The 16549-nt window shown below is 66.3% G+C and carries 14 protein-coding genes and 1 tRNA gene; 8 read left to right on the plus strand and 7 right to left on the minus strand.

The window, feature by feature from the left end:
* Window positions 1-73 precede the first annotated feature (73 nt).
* The 6 genes from pheT to M2650_RS00095 all read left to right on the plus strand — a co-directional run bounded on the left by pheT (window position 74) and on the right by M2650_RS00095 (window position 5087).
* A complete protein-coding gene (pheT, locus tag M2650_RS00070; RefSeq protein WP_249469613.1) occupies window positions 74-2479 on the plus strand; it encodes a phenylalanine--tRNA ligase subunit beta in 2406 nt (801 codons plus the stop codon).
* Between the two features lie 19 nt (window positions 2480-2498).
* Window positions 2499-2798, plus strand: coding sequence for an integration host factor subunit alpha (locus tag M2650_RS00075; protein ID WP_012915599.1), 300 nt, complete (start codon window positions 2499-2501; stop codon window positions 2796-2798).
* The gene (locus M2650_RS00080) at window positions 2779-3135 is read left to right on the plus strand and encodes a MerR family transcriptional regulator (protein ID WP_137267481.1); all 357 of its coding nucleotides are present in this window, start codon (window positions 2779-2781) and stop codon (window positions 3133-3135) included. The genes M2650_RS00075 and M2650_RS00080 overlap by 20 nt, the downstream gene beginning before the upstream one ends.
* A 241-nt stretch (window positions 3136-3376) precedes the next feature.
* Window positions 3377-3453, plus strand: a tRNA-Pro gene (locus M2650_RS00085).
* A 228-nt stretch (window positions 3454-3681) separates the two neighbouring features.
* Window positions 3682-3993 (plus strand): hypothetical protein, encoded by a 312-nt coding sequence (locus M2650_RS00090; protein ID WP_249469615.1) that lies wholly within the window; start codon window positions 3682-3684, stop codon window positions 3991-3993.
* Window positions 3994-4049: 56 nt separating this feature from the next.
* Entirely contained in the window at window positions 4050-5087 is a 1038-nt protein-coding gene (locus M2650_RS00095) for a TraB/GumN family protein (protein ID WP_249469619.1), read from the plus strand.
* 104 nt (window positions 5088-5191) lie between these two features.
* Here M2650_RS00095 and M2650_RS00100 read toward each other — a convergent pair whose 3' ends face one another.
* From M2650_RS00100 to M2650_RS00110, 3 genes are all read right to left on the minus strand, one after another.
* Window positions 5192-5878: an ankyrin repeat domain-containing protein gene (locus tag M2650_RS00100; RefSeq protein ID WP_249469622.1), complete on the minus strand. Its 687-nt coding sequence runs from the start codon at window positions 5876-5878 to the stop codon at window positions 5192-5194.
* A gap of 32 nt (window positions 5879-5910) precedes the next feature.
* Window positions 5911-7821, minus strand: a complete 1911-nt coding sequence (dxs, locus tag M2650_RS00105; RefSeq protein WP_249474090.1) for a 1-deoxy-D-xylulose-5-phosphate synthase — start codon at window positions 7819-7821, stop codon at window positions 5911-5913.
* Window positions 7822-8051: 230 nt separating this feature from the next.
* On the minus strand, window positions 8052-9128 hold the full coding sequence (locus tag M2650_RS00110; RefSeq protein ID WP_249469624.1) for a hypothetical protein: 1077 nt from the start codon (window positions 9126-9128) through the stop codon (window positions 8052-8054).
* 194 nt (window positions 9129-9322) lie between these two features.
* Between M2650_RS00110 and M2650_RS00115 the strand changes: the two genes are divergently transcribed.
* Window positions 9323-9772, plus strand: a complete 450-nt coding sequence (locus M2650_RS00115) for a hypothetical protein (protein WP_249469627.1) — start codon at window positions 9323-9325, stop codon at window positions 9770-9772.
* 256 nt (window positions 9773-10028) lie between these two features.
* Here M2650_RS00115 and M2650_RS00120 read toward each other — a convergent pair whose 3' ends face one another.
* The 3 genes from M2650_RS00120 to mddA all read right to left on the minus strand — a co-directional run bounded on the left by M2650_RS00120 (window position 10029) and on the right by mddA (window position 13221).
* Window positions 10029-10613, minus strand: a complete 585-nt coding sequence (locus M2650_RS00120) for an HNH endonuclease (RefSeq protein WP_249469630.1) — start codon at window positions 10611-10613, stop codon at window positions 10029-10031.
* Window positions 10614-11006: 393 nt separating this feature from the next.
* Window positions 11007-12476 carry a pyridoxal phosphate-dependent decarboxylase family protein gene (locus tag M2650_RS00125; protein ID WP_249469633.1) on the minus strand — a complete coding sequence of 490 codons (1470 nt, stop codon included), beginning with the start codon at window positions 12474-12476 and terminating at the stop codon, window positions 11007-11009.
* Between the two features lie 10 nt (window positions 12477-12486).
* A complete protein-coding gene (gene mddA / locus M2650_RS00130; protein WP_249469636.1) occupies window positions 12487-13221 on the minus strand; it encodes a methanethiol S-methyltransferase in 735 nt (244 codons plus the stop codon).
* 126 nt (window positions 13222-13347) lie between these two features.
* Between mddA and M2650_RS00135 the strand changes: the two genes are divergently transcribed.
* The gene (locus tag M2650_RS00135; protein WP_249469639.1) at window positions 13348-14343 is read left to right on the plus strand and encodes an AraC family transcriptional regulator; all 996 of its coding nucleotides are present in this window, start codon (window positions 13348-13350) and stop codon (window positions 14341-14343) included.
* Between the two features lie 321 nt (window positions 14344-14664).
* Here the strand turns inward: M2650_RS00135 and M2650_RS00140 are convergent, their stop codons facing one another.
* On the minus strand, window positions 14665-16455 hold the full coding sequence (locus M2650_RS00140; RefSeq protein ID WP_249469642.1) for an acyl-CoA dehydrogenase C-terminal domain-containing protein: 1791 nt from the start codon (window positions 16453-16455) through the stop codon (window positions 14665-14667).
* Window positions 16456-16549 lie beyond the last annotated feature (94 nt).

The raw sequence follows: 16549 nt of genomic DNA on the forward strand, positions 1-16549 counted from the left end.
TGCTTTCGGCCGGATGCGCAAGCAGATCCCTCGCTGCGCTCGGGATGACAAAGATTAAGAAGGTCGGCAGGAAATGAAATTCTCCGAAAACTGGCTGCGGCAACACGTCAAGACCGACGCCACGCGCGACGAACTCGCCGCGACGCTGACCGCGATCGGCCTGGAAGTCGAAGGCATCGCGCCGCTAGGCGAATCGCTCGACGGCGTCGTCGTCGCGCGCATCGTCGGCGCCGAAAAACATCCCGAAGCCGACCGCTTGCAGGTGTGCCAAGTCGATGCGGGCGGCGGCAAGATCCTGCAGATCGTCTGCGGCGCGCCGAACGCGCGCCCGGGCCTGGTCGCGCCGCTCGCCCTGGTCGGCGCAAAGGTCGGCGAGATCGCGATCAAGGCCGCGAAACTGCGCGGCGTGGAATCCAACGGCATGCTGTGCTCGGCCAAGGAGCTCGGTCTCGATGCCGACGCGTCCGGCCTGCTGGAATTGCCGGACGATGCGCCGGTCGGCGCGCCGCTGGCCGATTACCTGTGCCTGCCCGACGCCAGCTTCGAACTCAAGCTCACGCCCAACCGCGCCGACTGCTTCAGCGTGCGCGGCATCGCTTTCGACGTGGCCGCGGCCTGCGGCAGCGAAGTGGCCGCGTTGGACGCTACGCCGATGCCCGCGTTGCACGGCAAGGAACTGGCGGTGGAACTGGACGCCGGCGCGAAGGTGCCGCGCTTCGCCGGCCGCGTGATCGAAGGCGCCAACGCCGGCGCGGCGACGCCGGTGTGGATGGCCGAACGCCTGCGCCGCAGCGGCATCCGTCCGATCAGCTTCCTGGTCGACGTGACCCAGTATGTGATGCTGGAACTGGGCCAGCCCATGCATGCCTTCGACTGCGACGCGCTGACCCAACCGATCGTGGTGCGCCCAGCCCGCGCCGGCGAGCAAGCCAAACTGCTCGACGGCCGCACGGTAGCGCTGGACGAAGATTTCCTGGTGGTGTCCGACAGTCTGGGCGGCCGCGCTGCGCGCGCGGTCGCGCTGGGCGGCATCATGGGCGGCTACGACACCCGCGTCACCGATGCCACCCGCAACGTGTTCCTGGAAGCTGCGCACTGGATTCCCTCGGCCATCATCGGCCGCGGCCGCAAACTGGGCCTGCATACCGACGCCGGCCACCGTTTCGAGCGCGGCGTGGATCCCGAATTGCCGCGCCAGGCGATCGAAATCGCGACGCGGCTGATCGTCGAAGTCGCCGGCGGCTCGCCCGGCCCGGTGACCGAAGCCGTGCTGCCCGAACACTTGTCGCGGCCTGCGCCGGTCGTGCTGCGCCGCGAACGGCTGGCGCGCGTGCTCGGCACCACGGTTGCCGACGCCGAAGTCGGACGCATCCTGCGTGCGCTCGGCTTGCAGGTGGAAGACGTCGAACAAGGCTGGCGGGCGACGCCGCCCAGCCGCCGCTTCGATCTGGCCATCGAGGAAGACCTGATCGAAGAGATCGCCCGCATCCACGGCTACGACGCGATTCCGACCACGCTGCCCGGCGGCGCCACGCGTCTGGCCGCGCCGAGCGAGACCCGGGTCGACGACGCCACCGTACGCCGCCAGCTGGCTGCGCGCGATTATCTGGAAGCGGTGAACTACGCCTTCGTCGATGCGGGGCTGTTGGGTAAATGGCATGCGCAGGACGGCAGCATCGCATTGGCGAATCCGCTCAGCGCCGAACTGGGCGTGATGCGCACGCACCTGCTGCCGGGGCTGGTCGCTTCGCTCGCGCGCAATACGGCGCGCCAACAGACCCGCGTGCGCCTGTTCGAAACCGGCAAGACGTTTGCCGCTGACGCGCACGATGATAGGCATGGCAACGACGCGCCGCGCGAAACCTTGCGCATCGCCGCCGCGGCCTGCGGCGACGCGCACGGCGAGCGCTGGGACAGCAAGCGCCGTGCCATCGATTTCCACGATCTCAAGGGCGACCTGGACAGCATCGCCGCCCTGTCCGGCGCGACATTGGAGTACCGGCCGTCGGCGCAGGTCTGGGGACATCCCGGACGTTCCGCCGACGTCTATCGCGACGGCGCCAAGATCGGGTGGATCGGACAGCTGCATCCGCGCCTGCAGCGCGCGTTGGATCTGGACACCGATGTCGTCGCCTGGGAGCTGGATTTGGAACCCCTGCTGCAGCGCAGGGTGCCGCGTGCCCAGGCCTTGTCCAAATACCCGTCCGTCCGTCGGGATCTCGCGTTCGTCGTCGCAGACGCGGCCCCCTGGGCCGCGCTCGCCGAGACTGTCCGTACGGCGGCCGGGCCTGCGTTGAAGGACCTGCGGCTGTTCGACCGGTACGTGGGAGAGGGGGTCGAAACGGGATTCAAGAGTCTGGCTATGGGCTTGATTCTGCAGGACGAATCCCGCACTCTGACCGACCGCGATGTGGATGCGGTGGTGGCCGCGGTACTGGCCGCCCTGCAGCGGGACCATGCTGCGCGGATTCGCAGCTGAATCGTTTCCGGGGAACGAGATGGCGTTGACCAAAGCGGAAATGGCCGAACGACTCTTCGACGAAGTCGGCCTGAACAAGCGCGAGGCGAAGGAATTCGTCGACGCGTTCTTCGACGTGCTCCGCGAAGCGCTCGAGCAGGGTCGCCAGGTCAAGCTGTCCGGCTTCGGCAACTTCGATCTGCGCCGCAAGAACCAGCGCCCCGGCCGCAATCCCAAGACCGGCGAGGAGATCCCGATCTCCGCGCGCACGGTGGTTACTTTCCGTCCTGGTCAAAAACTCAAGGAGCGAGTGGAAGCCTATGCTGGATCCGGGCAGTAACCGAGAGCTTCCGCCGATCCCGGCCAAACGCTACTTCACCATCGGTGAGGTCAGCGAGCTGTGCGACGTCAAGCCGCACGTGCTGCGCTATTGGGAATCGGAATTCCCCAGCCTCAAGCCGGTCAAGCGCCGCGGCAACCGCCGCTACTACCAGCGCCACGACGTGCTGATGGTGCGCCAGATCCGCGGCCTGCTGTACGAGCAGGGCTACACCATCGGCGGCGCCCGCCAGCGCCTGGACGGCGAGGGCGCCAAGCAGGAATCGGCGATGAGCTCCCAGATCGTCAAGCAGGTGCGGATGGAGCTGGAAGAGGTCCTGCAGCTGCTGCGCCGCTGAGCTCGAGCCCCTCTCCCTGCGGGAGAGGGGTTGGGGTGAGGGTGCGGCGAAGCGACGGCATCCATGATCGCTGAGGCGGTCGTCAGTTCATTGATATGCCCACGACCGGCGGGACGAGGCTGGAATTGCGCTGCTCCGCCGCACCCTCATCCGCCCTTCGGGCACCTTCTCCCGAAGGGGGAAGGGAAGCGCCAAAGCAGCTATAATCGCAACTCGCTTTCGAGCGATTTGTGTAACAAGTCGGGGCGTAGCGCAGCCTGGTAGCGCATCTGCCTGGGGGGCAGAGGGTCGTCGGTTCAAATCCGGCCGTCCCGACCATTACGGATCAACGAGCGCCCGGCCTTGCCGGGCGTTTTCCGTGGTGGGATTCGCGCGCTGTCCCGTGGCCGTTGAAATAAAAAGCAAATCCTCCTCGGTCCCCCCTTTTTCAAAGGGGGAGGAACAACTGCAAAGCGGAGAGGAACAGCCGTGAATCGGACCGGCTGCACAGCACGTTGGCCGCAGGTCAGGTAGGGTGCGTCCCAACTCCGCGCAAGGACGTCACGCATGAAACGTCTACTGGCACTGACACTGCTGTTGGCATCGGCGGCGCAGGCCCAGGACAGCCAACCCGTGCCGCCGCACGAGGAATTCGTCGATCGCCAATGCTTGCCCGCGATGCTGCGCGAGGTGGGCGACGCGCCGCCGCAGCGCATCGCCGCGCGCGCCGCGTGCGAGTGCAGCTACCGCCAGCTGTCCGGCCTGGAGACGATGACCCAGGCGCAGTTCGATGCGGCCGCGACGGTGTGCCGGTACGAATTCCAGCAGGACGGCGAAGGCTTCATGCAGAAATACGCGTCTCCGGACGACAGCCAGTAGCTTTGCGTTCACCGCCGCCCGCGAAAATATGCGGATCGGCCTTTCGGAGACGATGCATGCGGGGGATCCTCTTGTGCCTGGCATTGGCGGCGCTGCCGTGGGTCGCGAACGCGCAGTCAACGGCTGCCGATGAGCCGCTTCCATCGCCGGCGATCGCGCTTCCGGCGAAGCAAGACGGCGCGATCGTCGATCTGCAGGCTGTGGTCGTCTCCGGCAGCCAGCCCGGCCCGGGCTTGTGGCGCGTCAGCAAGGGCGACCATGTGCTGTGGATACTCGGCACGCAATCGCCGCTGCCGCGACGGATGGAATGGGAAAGCGGCCCGGTCGAGAAAGTGGTGTCGCAATCGCAGGAAGTGATCCAGCCGCCTTCGGTCGGGGTGAAGGCGGACGTGGGTTTCTTCCGCATGCTGGGCCTGATCCCCAGTGCTTTGAAAGCGCGGCGCAATCCCGACGACAAGACCTTGCAGCAGGTGGTGCCCGCGGACCAGTACGCGCGCTGGCAACGGCTGAAAGCGCATTACATCGGCAAGGATCGCGGCATCGAGCGTTGGCGGCCGGTATTCGCGGCCCTGGAGCTGTACGACAAGGCGATCGAGAAATCGGGCATGACCACGTCCGGCGTGGTCGCGCCCGTCGTGGCGAAGATGGCCAAGCGCTACAACGTGAAAGTCACGCCGGCGAAAGTCGAGATCCCCATCGCCGAACCCAGGCGTGCGCTCAAGGAATTCTCCACGGCGTCGCTGGACGATCTGCAATGCTTCGAGAAAACGCTGGACCGGATCCAGGGCGATCTGGACAACATGGTCGCGCGCGCCAACGCCTGGGCGGTCGGCGACATCAACTTGTTGCGCGACTTGCCGGCCAACAGCCAGTTCGCGGCTTGCAGCGCCGCGTTCACCGAAGCGGGCTTGGCGCGCAAATACGGCATGAGCGACCTGGCCAAGCAAGTCGAACGCAAATGGCTGTCCGTCGCCGAGGCGGCGCTGGCCAACAACGCATCGACGTTCGCGATGCTGCCGATCGGAGAATTGCTGAAGACCGACGGCTACATGGCGAAGCTGCAGGCCAAGGGCTACCAGGTGCAAGCGCCGTAAGAGCGCCTCGCACATATTGTGGGAGCGGCTTTGGCCGCGAGCTCTTCCGGCCAGAATCGCAACCGTAAAAGCTCGCGGCTAAAGCCGCTCCCACAAAAAAAGCGTCACCCGCGATCGGAAGAATGCGGCTTGCCCAGCACGAACGCGGACAGCCCCTCGTCGCCGCCGCGATGGATGCGGTGCGGCCCGTAGCACAGCATCCGTAGGATCGGCCGTGGACGCGCGTGCCAGCTGCCCCAGCTCAACGGCGAATCGCCGTTCGCATCCTTGGCGTCCAGCGCGGCGCCGGCGTCGAGCAGCAACCGGATCGTGCGTTCGCCGCCGAACGCGGCGGCGCGGTGCAGCGGCGTCTCGCCGTAAGTCCTGCAGTCGCGCATGAACGAGTCCGTCTCCACGCCGGGATGCGTGGCGCGATTGGGGTCCGCGCCGTGGGCGAGCAGAACTTCAAGCACCAGGTCGTAACGAATCCGGTCGGTATTGCACAAGGCCGAGTGCAGTGGCGTTTCGCCGGTTCCGGGCAGGGCATGGTTGGGGTTGGCGCCGTTTTCGATCAGGAACTGGCACAGGCGCCAGTGGCCGTGGAAGGCCGCGCCGTTCAGGCCGATATTCTCGCCGAGCGTCGCCAAGGACTCGCCGTTGGCCAGCAGGAAACGGATCGCGGAAACGTCGCCGTAGTAGGCGCACCACTGGATCAGCGGCACGCCGTTCGCGTCGGTGGACGCGGCCGGATGCCCCTGCGCCACGTAGTCGAACACCAGGTCGGTACGTCCTTCGACGATTCGCTCGAGCATGGAGCCGCCTCCTGGAGACGCTGCGCGGAGAACTATCCCGATGCGGCCGACAACGGCGCCGGCGGCGCCTGCAGTTCGGGCCAGCGCGACAGCACCGCATTGCGGATGCCGCCGGCATCGAGGCCGGCTTCGGCCAGCAGGTCTTCGCGGCTGGCGTGGTGCTGGAATTCGTCCGGCAGGCCCAGGTGCAGGATCGGCAGTTGCACGTTCGCCTCGCTGAGCAGTTCGGCGACGGCCGAACCGGCGCCGCCCATCACCACGTTGTCTTCGAGGGTGACGAAGCCTTCGTGCGTCTTCGCCAGTTCCAGGATCAGCGTACGGTCCAGCGGCTTGACGAAGCGCATGTTGACTACGGTGAGGCCCAACTCCGCAGCGATTTCATCCGCCGCGGGCACGATCGCGCCGAATGCGAGCAGCGCGATGCGGGACCCGCGCGCGCGGACTTCGGCCTTGCCGATCGGCAGGGTGTCCAGGTCGGCTTGCACGGCGACGCCGGGGCCGGTGCCGCGCGGATAGCGCACCGCGGCCGGTCCTTCGTGGCGGAAGCCGGTGGACAGCATCCGCCGGCATTCGTTCTCGTCGGCCGGCGCCATCACCACCATGTTCGGCACGCAGCGCAAATAGCTCAAATCCAGGTTGCCGGCATGGGTGGCGCCGTCCGGGCCGACTACGCCGCCGCGATCGATCGCGAACAGCACGTCCAGCTTCTGGATGGCCACGTCGTGCACCAACTGGTCGTAGGCGCGCTGCAGGAACGTGGAATAGATCGCGACCACCGGCTTGGCGCCTTCGCAGGCCATGCCCGCGGCCAGCGTCACCGCATGCTGCTCGGCGATGGCCACGTCGAAATAGCGCTCGGGATATTCCTTGCTGAAGCGCACCAGGCCCGAGCCTTCGCGCATCGCCGGGGTGATGCCGAGCAGCTTGGGTTCCGCGGCAGCCATGTCGCAGAGCCAGTCGCCGAATACGTCGGTGTAGGTCGGCTTCTTCGCGCCGGGCTTGCTGACCACGCCCAGCGTCGGGTCGAACGGAGACACCGCGTGGTAACCGATCTGGTCGCCTTCGGCCAGTTCGTAGCCCTTGCCCTTGGTGGTGATGATGTGCAGCAGCTGCGGGCCTTTGAGCTTCTTCAGCGTCTTCAGCGCGGCGACCAGGGCTTTCACATCGTGGCCGTCGATCGGCCCGGTGTAGTGGAAACCCATTTCCTCGAACAGCGTGGACGGCACGAACATGCCTTTCCAATGCTCTTCCCAGCGGCGCACGAAGCGCGCGGTCGGATTCTTCTTGTCGCCGAGCAGCTTCTTGCCGCCTTCGCGGATCGCGTTGAGCGTGCGGCTGCCGGTCATGCGGCCGAGCATCTTGGTGATGCCGCCCACGTTCTCGGAGATTGACATCCGGTTGTCGTTGAGGATGACGAGCAGGTTGGGTTCGGGCTCCATGCCGCCGGCGTGGTTCAGGGCCTCGTAGGCCATGCCGGCGGTCATCGCGCCATCGCCGATCACCGCCACCACTTTGCGGTCGTTGCCGGCTTGCGCATTGGCGATGGCCATGCCGAGCGCGGCGGAGATCGAGGTCGAGGAATGGCCGACGCCGAAGGTGTCGTACTCGCTTTCCTCGCGTTTCGGGAACGGCGCCACACCGTCTTTCTGTTTGACGGTGTGGATGTTGTCGCGGCGGCCGGTGAGGATCTTGTGCGGATAGGTCTGATGGCCGACGTCCCAGACGATCCGGTCTTCCGGCGTGTCGTACAGGAAGTGCAGGGCCGTCGTCAGCTCGATCACGCCGAGGCCGGCGCCGAAATGGCCGCCGCTCTTGCCTACAGATTCGATCAGATAAGCACGCAGCTCGTCGGCGATATCGCCCAACTCGGCTTCGTCGAACCCGCGCAGGTCGGCGGGAGCATGGATGCGGGAAAGTCGCGGATAGCGCTGCGGATCGATCATTACGGGGGAGGCGTGCGGCAAGTCCGTCATTGTCCCGCCGGGGGACGGGAGGGGCAAGCAAAGGCGTTTAGACGCGGATCAGGACGGGCAAGGGATCGAAAACGTCACCCGTCATCCCGGCGAACGCCGGGATCCAGGGATCGTCGCGGTTTTGGATACCGGCCTTCGCCAGGATGACGGCTACGCTATCGGCAACCGCTTTTATCCACGACGGAAAGCTTCCGTCGGCCTCAACGGCCGCGCAAACGCCCGAACAGGCTGCCGGATTTGGCCGGTTCGGCGGGCTCCGGCGGAAGCTCCGGCACGAACTCGGCGAACCCGGTCGTAAGGTTGGCATTGACGAAATCCGCGACGTCGGCCTTGGGCACGCCGCTGGCGGCCGCGATCTCATCCAGCGTGGCCGGCCCTTTCATCATCGCCGTGGCGATGCGGAAGTGCTTGGGGAACTCGCGTTCGGTCTGCGGCCATTTGTTCAGGCGGTAGCGACCGGCCGGATCGTAGCCGGGCAGCAGTTCTCCCTTGCCGGCCAGCAGGCCGCCGTACCACTGCAGGCGGGCCAGCGGTTGCGGTTCGCCGGCAGCGGCGGCTTCGCGGGTCCATGCGGCCGCGTCGATCGCATCGAAATCGGCCAGACGTACCGTGCCTTCGAAATAGCCCGCCAGCGGCTTGAGCGTGGCCGGGCCGTGGTATTGGCGGGCCTGCGGATCGATCAGCAGGTTGGGACCCGCGGCGCGCCGGTAGCGCAGCCTCTGTTGCAGGGCGTTCGGGGCCAGCCAGTCGGCGAAGACCGGATCGCGATCGGGCAGCGAGGGCGCCGCGGCAGGCTGGGGTGCGATCGCCGGTTCTTGGGGCACCGGAGGCGCTTGGATCGCGGGCCTGGCGTCTTCTTCCGGCAGCAGATCCTGCGGTGCCGGCGCATCGGTGAGGCCCGATGGAACGGCGGCCGCCGTCGGCGTCGGGGCGGGAGCGGGCGGCGGCGCGACCGCAGCCGTCTCAACGCCTGCTTTTTCGGCGATTTCGTGCAGCAGCCGATCCACGCTGATCGAGTCGAACGGGCGTCCCAGGCGGAAATCGGCCTGCGTGCGCGGCGCCGAGGTCAGCCCGATCACGGTTTTGCCCGCGCCATGCAGGCGCAGCCAGCTCATCGGGCCGTACATGCTGTCCATGTCGACCACCACGTAATCGGCGTCGGCTTCCGGCGTCAGGTTGAAACGGCTGCCTACCGCGGCATTGGCCTGCTTGAAGGCCGCTTGCAGCGCGGCTTCCGTGGCGGGGTCCATACCGGTAAGGCCGAGGGTGAGGGGCATCGTCGAGGATAGGGTGGAAAGGCCCTAAGTGTTGTCAACGATCGCCGGTCAGTCAACGGAAATCCGACATTAACGCGACGATTTGGATTTTTTGCCGCTGCGCAGGCCGGATTTCAAATTTTTGTGACGCGCAACGTCCTTTATAGACGTTGCGCGCAAGACCTCGCGATTTTCAGGATGTCGGCGGAGGCGGGTTGCTGATCACAGTGCAGCATTTCCAGAACAGATTCGGTTGGCCAACGCAGAAGGGACAAGCTTTCCCGCTTGGACACTTCATCGTGACGCACGATCTGTTCGGCTTCGAAGCGTCGCAGGCCTTCTTGCCGAATCTTTCGAGATCGAGCGAATCCGCTTCGGATGCCGGGTGTTCCGCAATCGCGGATATATCGGCGTCTTTCGCAGCGGCGGCCATCGAAATCCCCCAACACGATACGCAAACCAGTACTAAAAATATCAAGAGCGGGCGTTTCATGCTTCCGTCTCCATTGGCTGGGAATAGCCTGAATTACAGACGGAGACCCGTAAGAAAAGAGACCAAGCAGCTGCGCGCATCGCTGCGGCTGTTAGCCTGCAGAAACGGAGAGACCATTGACAAGTCTTCGCTAAATATTCTGCAAAGTGCTTGTTACGAAATCGGGGCTTGAGCTTGGGCGCAATTGGTCTTGTCTGGGCACTGTATGCATCCGGAGCTTGATGTGTACGGTGGCTAGAATCTTGTAGAAACAGCCGGCGGCTGCCGCGCTCTTGCACTCGGCTCGGGCGGATGCCGGCAAGGCGATCTCAACCACGGTCGGCATGCCGGGAAAAAGAGGATGTGGCGGCCGACACGGACGCGCACGGCCTCACGCATTGGTGGCGGCTGTTGGTCTGGTCAGTGCGGAAGGCGGTTATGCCGTGCTTTCACTGCCGCATCCGCGAACGCGGCCGCTTGGGCAGATGGCTCTTCAGGAACGCCATCTGGTCGGCCAGGATGTTGCGGTTGCTCAGGATCAGGTGCTCGATCCAGCTCGGCCGGTACGGCACCGCCAGCAACGGCATGCTGGCCTGCTGCGGCGTGCGTCCGCCCTTGCGCGAATTGCAGTGGAAGCAGGCCGCGACTACGTTCTCCCACACGTCGCGTCCGCCCTTGGACAGCGGCATCACATGGTCGCGGGTGAGCTGCTGGCGGTGGAAGTCGCGGCCGCAGTACAGGCACAAGTGCTCGTCGCGCGCGAACAGCGCGGCATTGGTGAGCGCGGGCGTGGGATCCAGCGCATGCGCGCGCGCATGGCCGCGCGCGGCCACGATCGGGTGCAGGTCGACCGTGCTGCGTTCGCCGGTCAGCCGGCAGATGCCGCCGTGCACGGTCAGGCAGGGGTCGCCCAGCGTCCAGGCGACCGCGCCGCGCGCGTAGAGGCAGGTGGCGTCCTGCCAACTCATCCAGTCGAGCACGCGGCCGTGCGCGTCCAGCGACAGCAGGCGCACGGCGTCCAGGCGCACGGGCATGGCGCTATCGGCGTGGTCGGGAAAATACGGAGGCGCGGCGGGCGGGGCCGGGTCGCGCTGCTGGTGTCCAGCGAAGGCCCCGGTCCGGACTAGGCGAAGCTTCGCTCTGTCAGGCTCCATGGGAGTAACAGCTTATACGCCTTTGTTTACTTTTTGTGTAGACGGCCCTCCCAGGGCCATCGATTCGAGCCTCGCCGTAGAGTCGAGCTCTTGCTTTTCCTCCCCCTTTGAAAAAGGGGGATCGAGGGGGATTTGCTTTTGCTGTTGTCTTTTAAGGGCAAGATCAAGAGCAAATCCCCGTGGCCCCCTTTTTCAAAGGGGGGCAACAGCATAAAAGCAAAAGCTCGCGGCTGAAGCCGCTCCTACAAAAAGTGGGCGGGGGAGGGGAGGAACCTAGGCTATGGCGGGATAAGCGGCCACGCGGCGCATCGCCTCCAGGCTGCGTTCGACATCCTCGTCGGTGGTCGCCCAGCACGACACGCTGATGCGCATCGCCGTGCGGCCCTGCCAGACCGTGCCGCCGCACCAGCAGGTGCCTTCGGCTTGCAGCGCGGCGATCACCCGTTGCGTGGTGGCCGCGTCGCCGAAATCCACCAGCACCTGGTTCAGCGCGACCTCGTTGAGGATCTCGAAGCCGCTCTCGCGCAAGCCTTCGGCGAAGCGCCGCGCCTGCCGGCAGTTGCGTTCGATCATTTCCGCGACGCCGCGGCTGCCCAGGCCGCGCAGCGCCGCCCATATCTCGACGCCGCGCGCGCGCCGCGACAACTCCGGCGTGTAGTCGGAAGGGTTGCGGAATTCGGATGCGGTCGGCAGATATTCCGCCGTGATCGCCATCGCCGCACGCAGCGATTCGGGATCGCGCACGAAGGCCAGACCGCTGTCGTAAGGCACGTTCAGCCATTTATGCGCATCGGTCGCCCACGAATCGGCGACGTCGATCCCCTTCACCAGATGCGCGACGCCGGGCGCCGCCGCGGCCCACAAGCCGAAGGCGCCATCGACATGCAGCCATGCGCCCGTGCCGCCCAGGCGCGCGCCGATTTCGGCAACCGGATCGCAGGCGCCGGTGTTCACGTTGCCGACCTGCGCGCAAACGATGGCCGGCCCGGAAATCGCGGGCAGCTTGTCCGCACGCATGCGCCCTTGCGCGTCCACCGGCACGCGCACGACGCGATTGCGGCCGAAACCCAGCATGCCCAGCGATTTGATCAATGTGGGATGCGCTTCCTCGCCGACGATCACCGTCACCGGCGGTGCGCCGAACAGGCCGTCCGCTTCCACGTTCCATCCCGCGCGCTTCAGGACCACGTGCCGCGCCGCCGCCAGCGCAGTGAAATTGGCGACGGTGGCGCCGGTGACGAAGGCGCCGCCGGTGCCCGGAGGCAGGCCGAGCAGTTCGATCAGCCAGCGCAACGTCACGTCCTCGATCCGCGCAGTGGCCGGCGTGGTCGCATACAGCCCGGTGTTCTGGTCCCAGGCGCCCGCCAGCCAGTTCGCCGCCAGCGTGACCGGCAGCGAGCCGCCGATCACGAAGCCGAAGAAGCGCGGACCGGCCATGGCCATCGTCGCCGGCGAGCCGTAGCGGTCGAGCTGATCGAGCACCTCGTGCGCGTCGCTGCCGTTCTCCGGCAGCGGCGTGTCGAACGCCGACAGCGCGGTTACGGCCGCGGGGTCGGGCGCCACGGCGCGCGTGTCGAGGCCTTGCAGATATTGGATCGAACGCCCTGCGGCCTCGCCGAGCAGGTCGCGCATGTGGTACCTCCAGATTCGTGTGGATGTCGTGCCCGGTACCGCGGCGCCGGGTGCGCGTCCGGCGACGTTCAAAGTATCGGCGAGGATGTTCGGGTGGTCCAACGGCGTCATCGAATTATCCTCACGACGGGCGCTTGGGCAGCGGCAGCAGCATGCGCACGCGGCTGCGGTAGTCGCGATAGCTGTCGCCGAAGGCGGCGACCAAGTCGCGCTCCTCGAGCTGGATCGCCACCAGGATGTAGCCGGTGGTCATGATCGCGAACAGCAGATGACCCAGGCTCATCGTCGGCGCCGCCCAGAACGCGATCACGAAACCCAGGTACAGCGGATGGCGCACGATGCGGTAGAAGGCGCGGATCACGAACGGCGTTTCCGGATAGGTGCGGTTGCGCGCATGCAGCCACACCTGTCGCAGGCCGAACAGGTCGAAATGGCTGATGGCGAACGTGCTGCTCAGCACCAGCAGCCAGCCGACCGCGGCGAGCGCCTGCAATGCGATGCGCAGGGACGGGGTCTGTACGTCCCAAAGCATCGGCGGCAACGGCCGCCACTGCCAGAACAGCAAGGCCAGCACCAAACTGGACAGCAATACATAAGTGCTGCGTTCTATCGGCGCCGGCACGATCTTCGTCCACCAACGCTTGAATCCTTGCCGGGCCATGCCGCTGTGCTGCACGGCGAACAGGCCGAGCAGGGCGAGGTCGATCGCCAGCGCGGTGGCGAAATCGCCGGTAACGCCGCTATCGATGTGCTTGGGCACGCCGATGCCCATCACGAAGCCGATGGCGTAGAGAAAAACGACCAAAAACAGGGCGTAGCAGACCGCTCCGTAGAGCAATGCGAGTATGCGCGACATGGGGGGCGCCTCCGGTTATCAGGATGGATGGAACTTTCGGCCGGACCGCGACGGCCGGCAATGCCTCAAACTCCCGTTTGTATGCTCGAGACGCCGCGTCAGACGCTGCGGCACGGGATGTCTGCGATGGATGTGCTTTCCGACGTGTTGAAAGCGGTGCGGCTGAACGGCGCGGTGCTGTTCCGCGGCGAGTTCGGCACGCCCTGGTGCATCGCCGCACGTCCGGAAACCGCGATCGCGGCGCAGTTGTCGTCGCCAGGCATGCACCTGATTTCCTTCCACGTGGTGCTCGAAGGGCATTTCTGGGCGCGCTTGCCGCCGGCCGATGCGGTCCGCATCGACGCCGGCGAAGTGCTGGTCGTGCCGCATGGCGACGCATACGTCATCGGCGACGCGCTCGACAACGTTCCGGTGCCCGCGGCGCAGCTGTTCGCCGGCGCTTCGCTGCCGGACATCAGGAGTTTCCGCTGGGGTTGCGCCGGCGGTGGCGATGTCCGCACCCGCGTGCTGTGCGGCTATCTCAGTTGCGAACGCAATGCGTTCGCGCCGCTGTTCGCAGCGCTGCCGCGCCTGTTCAAGGTCAGGCTGGGACAGACCGCAGCCGCGCAAACGCTCGACCCGCTGCTGATGTACGCGGAGCAGGAAGTGCTGTCGCCGCGGCCGGGCGCGGCCGGACTCAAGCTGCGCATGGCGGAACTGATGTTCGTCGAAGCGCTGCGGCGGCACATGGAGGCCTTGCCCGAAGCCGAATCCGGCTGGCTGGCGGGCCTGCGCGATCCGCTCGTCGGTCGCGCGCTGGCGCTGCTGCACGAGACGCCGCAACGTCGTTGGACTGTAGACGAACTGGCGCAGGCCGCCGCGACGTCCCGTTCGCGCCTGGCCGAGCGTTTCAAGGACGTGCTCGGCGAGCCGCCGATGCAATACCTGGCCCGCTGGCGCATGCTGCTGGCGGCGCGTCGCCTGCGCGAAGGCCGCGACAGCGTGGCTACCGTCGCCGAAGCGGTCGGCTACGATTCGCCGGCCGCCTTCCAGCGCGGCTTCGCGCGCTACATGGGCACCACGCCCGCGCAATGGCGCCGCGGCGTCGACGCGGTCGAAGAACCCGAATGCGGCTTCGGCTGACGATGGCCGATCGACGAGCCTGAGTCCGGCTCCGATGGTGGGCTCTACGCGCATGGCAAGTCCTCTCTATGACACCAACGCTAGAGGGCGCGCATGCCGGACCTACCCTTCGACAGGGTGCGCCACTTACTTTCGATGGGCCATGGCGTGTTTGCCCCCAGTCGGCCTAGCGGCGGACGCAGCAAAGAAGCCGTCGCAACCGAGCTTCTGTAGGAGCGGCTTTAGCCGCGAGCTTTTCCAGATCGCGGCGTTGTGGCCAGCAAGAGCTCGCGGCTAAAGCCGCTCCTACGAAGAGCAGGCCGCAGCCGGTGGACGATTCGATCAGCCGCCGAAGCGTTCCGCAGCGAGCGCCATCAGCGGCGCCGTTCCGCTTTCGATCGCGGCCTTGTGCGCCAGCGTGCGCGGCAGCACGCGCGCGAAGTAGAAACGCGCGGTCTCGCGCTTGGCGGCCTTGAACGCTTCGCTATGCGACGATTTTTCCGCAGCCGCCACGCTGCGCGCCCACCAGTAGGCGAGGGCCAGATAACCGGAATAGAACAGGTAGTCGTAAGCCGCGGCGCCGACCTCGTCCGCATCGGCGATCGCGCGCTGGCCGACCGACAGCGTGAGCTTCTGCCATTCGCCGGCCTTTTCGCGCAGCGGCGCTACGAATTCCTTCAGCGCCTCGTCGTTCTCGTTGTCCTTGCAGAACGAGTCGATCATGCCTAGGAACACGCGCAAGCCCGCGCCCTGCAGCTGCATCACCTTGCGGCCCATCAAGTCCAGCGCCTGGATGCCGGTGGTGCCTTCGTACAGCGTGGTGATGCGCGCATCGCGCGCGAGCTGTTCCATGCCGTGCTCGGCGATGTAGCCGTGGCCGCCGAAGCATTGCAGCGCGTGGTAGGTGCATTCCACGCCCCATTCGGTGAGGCAGGCCTTGACGATGGGCGTGACGAAGCCGAGCAGCGCATCGGCCTGCTTGCGTTCGGCTTCGTCGCCGGCGTGGCCGACCACGTCGACCAGCGTCGCGGCGTGATAGCCCAGCAGGCGGCCGCCTTCGGTCAGCGCCTTGCAGGTCAGCAGCATGCGGCGCACGTCCGGATGCACGATGATCGGGTCGGCCGGCTTGTCCGGCTGCTTCGCGCCGCTCAGCGAGCGGCCCTGCAGGCGTTCGCGCGAATAGCGCAGCGCGTTCTGATACGCGCGATCTGCCAGGCCCAAGCCCTGCAGGCCGACGGCGAGGCGCGCGGTGTTCATCATCGTAAACATCGCCATCAGGCCCTTGTTCGGCTCGCCGATCAGCCAGCCCTGCGCATCGTCGAAATTGATCACGCAGGTCGCCGAGCCGTGGATGCCCATCTTGTGTTCGATGGCGCCGCAGCGCACGCCGTTGCGCGCCCCGACCACGCCGTCCTTGCCGACCTTGAACTTCGGCACGATGAACATCGAAATGCCCTTGCTGCCGGCGGGCGCATCCGGCAGTCGCGCCAACACCAAGTGGATGATGTTGTCGGTGAAGTCGTGCTCGCCGGCGGTGATGAAGATCTTGGTGCCGGAGATCGAATGGCTGCCGTCGTCGTTCGGCGACGCCTTGGTCTTGAGCATGCCCAGGTCGGTGCCGCAATGCGGCTCGGTGAGGCACATGGTGCCGGTCCAACTGCCGTCGACCAGCTTTTTCAGGAAGACCTGCTGCTGCCAATCTTCGCCGTGGTGCAGCAACGCCTCGGTCGCGCCATGCGACAGCAACGGGAAATTGCCCCAGGCCAGGTTGGCGGCGTCGATCATTTCCTTAAGCGGTATGCCGGCCGCGTGCGGCAGGCCCTGGCCGCCGAACTCCACCGGCGACACCAGGCCGGCCCAACCGCCGTCGACGTACTGCGCGTAGGCCTGCTTGAAACCCGGCGGCGTGGTCACGTCGCCGCTGGCCTTGTCGTATTGGCAGCCGACCTCGTCGCCGACGCGGTTGAGCGGGGCCAGCACGGTTTCGTTGAAGCGCGCGCCTTCTTCGAGCACCGCGTCGACGATGTCGCGGCTGGCGTCGGAGAAACCGAGCCGCGAAAACAGCGCCTCGGCGCCGAGCACGTCGTACAGGGCGAAACGGATGTCGGCGAGCGGGGCTTTGTAGGTGGTCATGGCGTTCCGTAGAAAAAGAGGTTACCCATCGAAAGACGATAGCCGCTTTTGTAGGAGCGGCTTCAGCCGCGAGCTCTTGATGTTGCTCTCGCTC

The organism is Luteimonas galliterrae, assembly GCF_023374055.1.
GTDB classification, from domain to species: domain Bacteria; phylum Pseudomonadota; class Gammaproteobacteria; order Xanthomonadales; family Xanthomonadaceae; genus Luteimonas_C; species Luteimonas_C galliterrae.